The sequence below is a fragment of the Noviherbaspirillum aerium genome (assembly GCF_008929045.1).
GTDB classification, from domain to species: domain Bacteria; phylum Pseudomonadota; class Gammaproteobacteria; order Burkholderiales; family Burkholderiaceae_D; genus Noviherbaspirillum; species Noviherbaspirillum aerium.
This window is the reverse complement of the sequence record NZ_VFAH01000059.1, coordinates 1-2,990: the sequence shown is the minus strand read 5'-3', so window position 1 is coordinate 2,990 and position 2,990 is coordinate 1. Positions and strand designations below refer to the sequence as shown.

Annotated in this window: 3 protein-coding genes and 1 pseudogene; all 4 read right to left on the bottom strand. The window is 62.9% G+C overall.

Annotation, left to right across the window (positions count from 1 at the left end; genetic code table 11):
* Nucleotides 1-701, bottom strand: a 701-nt coding sequence (locus FH061_RS29980) for an ABC transporter ATP-binding protein (RefSeq protein WP_151639210.1), incomplete at its 3' end; no start/stop codon positions are given.
* Nucleotides 702-1,466, bottom strand: a complete 765-nt coding sequence (locus tag FH061_RS29975) for an ABC transporter ATP-binding protein (protein WP_151636493.1) — start codon at nt 1,464-1,466, stop codon at nt 702-704.
* Nucleotides 1,463-2,770, bottom strand: a complete 1,308-nt coding sequence (locus tag FH061_RS29970) for a branched-chain amino acid ABC transporter permease (RefSeq protein ID WP_151639482.1) — start codon at nt 2,768-2,770, stop codon at nt 1,463-1,465. Before FH061_RS29970 ends, FH061_RS29975 begins: the two co-directional genes overlap by 4 nt.
* A 1-nt stretch (nt 2,771) precedes the next feature.
* A pseudogene (locus FH061_RS29965) lies at nt 2,772-2,990 on the bottom strand (branched-chain amino acid ABC transporter permease); the annotation flags it as partial.

Here is a 2,990-nt window from a genome sequence, read left to right as displayed (position 1 = left end):
TACACTTCCAGCCACTCCTTGCGGATGGCCGCATTCCCCCGCAGATCGGCGGGCGTGCCCTCGAACACGATGGCGCCATGCCCCATCACATACACCCGCTGCGAGATCTCCATCGCAATGGCCAGCTTCTGCTCCACCAGTAGCACCGATATCCCGCGGTTCTTCAGTTCCATCAGGTACTCGGCCACCAGTTCCACGATCTTCGGCGCCAGGCCTTCGGTGGGCTCATCGATCATGATCAGGTCCGGATCGCCCATCAGCGTGCGGCACAGGGTCAGCATCTGCTGCTCCCCTCCCGACAGCACTCCCGCCGGCGTATGCTGGCGCTCCTTCAGGCGCGGAAACATCTTGTACATGTCGTCGATGCTCCAGCGCGATTTCTTGCCTTTCTTCTCGCCCAGCAGCAGGTTCTGCTCCACCGAGAGCGTCGGAAACACATCCCGGTTCTCCGGCACGTAGCCCAGTCCCCGGTGCGCTATCTCGAAAGCCTTGAGCCCCGTGATCTCCTGTCCCTTGAAACGGATCGAGCCGGTCACGTCCACCTGTCCCATGGTCGACTTCACCGTGGTCGACCGCCCCACGCCGTTGCGTCCCAGCAGACTCACGATCTCGCCCTCGCCGACGTTCAGGTCCACCCCGTGCAGCACGTGGCTCTTGCCGTAGTACGCGTGCAGGTCCTTGATTTCCAGTAATGCCGCCATTTATGCCGCCTCCGCCGGTGCGTGGCCACCCAGATAGGCTTCCTGCACCTTCTGGTTGCCGCGAATGTTTTGCGGCGTGTCGCAGGCGATCACTTCGCCGTACACCACCACCGCGATCTTGTCCGCCAGGCCGAACACCACGCTCATGTCGTGTTCCACCATCAGCAGCGTCTTGCCCACTGTCACCTTGCGGATCAGTTCCACCGCCGCATCCGACTCCGAGCGGCTCATGCCGGCCGTCGGTTCGTCCAGCAGGATCACTTCCGCGCCGCCGGCGATGGTGATGCCGATCTCCAGCGCGCGTTGCTCGGCATAGGTCAGCAACCCGGCCGCCGTGTCGCGCCGCCGCCGCAGGCCGATCTGCTCGAGCACCGCCTCGGCCCGCTCATGCGCATCCTTCAAGCCGTTCAGCCGGTGCCAGAACGAGTACTTGTAGCCGAGCGACCACAGCACCGCGCAGCGCAGGTTCTCGTACACCGACAGCCGATGGAAGATGTTGGTGATCTGGAAGCTGCGCGACAGGCCGCTGCGGTTGATCTCGAACGGACGCAGCCCGAGGATGCTCTTGCCGTTCAGGAGAATGTCGCCCGAGCTGACCGGGAAGCGCCCCGAGATCAGGTTGAACAGCGTGGACTTGCCGGCGCCGTTGGGACCGATGATGGCGAAGCGCTCGCCTTTGGGCACCGCCAGATTGGCCCCGCGGATAATTTCGGACTTGCCGAAACTCTTGCGCACGTTCTTGAGTTCGAGTGCCATGGCGCTCATGCTGCCCCCTTGCGGATCTGTTCTTCGATTTCGGTGTTGACCTCGCCCCAGGCGTGGCCAAAGGTTTTCTTGGTCTTCCAGAAGGCCAGGCCGCCCACCGCCAGCAAGACCAGCGCAATGGACCAGCCGGTGGCCGCGGCGGTATCGACCATGGTGCCGAACAGTTTCATTTCGGTGCCGTTGGCCGACTCCAGCGTCAGGTGGTACAGCATCTCGATGACCATGATCAGGCCGATCATGCCCACCAGCGACGCCGCGCAGACGGCGACCAGCTGCGGCAGGATGCGCCGGAACTTGCCGAACTTGGCCACGCGCAGGTTGAGCATGATGATGCTGGCGATGCCGCCCGGCGCATACATGACGATGAGGATGAAGAACACGCCCAGGTACAGCTGCCAGGCCTTGGTGAAGTCCGACAGCATGACGGTGAGGAACACGCCGATGATGGCGCCGATCATCGGGCCGAAGAAGAAGCCGACGCCGCCGATGAAGGTGAACAGCAGCACGCCGCCCGAACGCAGGGCGCTGACGTTTTCGGCGGTGACGATCTCGAAGTTGATCGCCGACAGCCCGCCCGAGATGCCGGCGAAGAAGCCCGACAGGATAAGCGTGAGATAGCGCGCCCACTGGGTGTCGTAGCCGATGAACTCGACCCGCTCGGGGTTGTCGCGCACGGCGTTGATGATGCGCCCCAGCGGCGTCTGCGTGAAGGCGTACATGCCCACGGTGGCGATGAACAGCCAGGCGGCGATCAGGTAGTACACCTGGATCTGCGGACCGAAGGTGATGCCCATGAACTTCTCGCCGTAGACGCGGTTGGTGGAGATGCCGCCCTCGCCGCCGAAGAACTCGGGGAACATCAGCGAGCAGGCGAACACCAGTTCCACGATGCCCAGCGTGATCATGGAAAACGTCGTGCCCGACTTCTTGGTCGTCACATAGCCGAACAGCATGCCGAAGAACATGCCGGCGAGGCCGCCGATGAAGGGAATCAGCGTGACCGGCATCCAGATCTTGCCGGCGGTGGCCAGGTTCATCGCATGGATGGCGAAGAAGGCGCCCAGACCGGAGTAGACCGCATGGCCGAAGCTGAGCATGCCGCCCTGTCCCAGCAGCATGTTGTAGGACAGGCCGAAGATCATGACCGTGCCGATCTGCGACAGGATGGAGAGCGACGCGCCCTTGTTGAAGATCAGCGGCGCCACGATCAGGATCACCGCGAACAGGCCCCAGATGATCCAGCGCCCGAGGTTCATGGGCTTGTAGGTCATGGTGTTTTTCATTGTCAGGGTATTGGTATTCATGTCAGCCCTCCCGTGTGCCCATCAGGCCGCGCGGCCGGAAAATCAGGATCAGCACCAGCAGCAGGTAGGGCAGGATGGGTGCGACCTGGGAAATGGTGAGTTTGAGGACCGGGAAACCGAAGGTCTCCGGCGTGACGGTGGTGCCGATCCAGGCCAGCACGGTGGCGAACGAGTAATCGAGCGCCACGGCATAGGTCTGCAGCACGCCGATCAGGAGCGA

What these genes read in the sequence shown, in the direction of transcription:
- FH061_RS29975 (WP_151636493.1), bottom strand. Translation starts at nt 1,466, where the DNA reads ATGAGCGCCATGGCACTCGAACTCAAGAACGTGCGCAAGAGTTTCGGC.
- FH061_RS29970 (WP_151639482.1), bottom strand. Translation starts at nt 2,770, where the DNA reads ATGAATACCAATACCCTGACAATGAAAAACACCATGACCTACAAGCCC.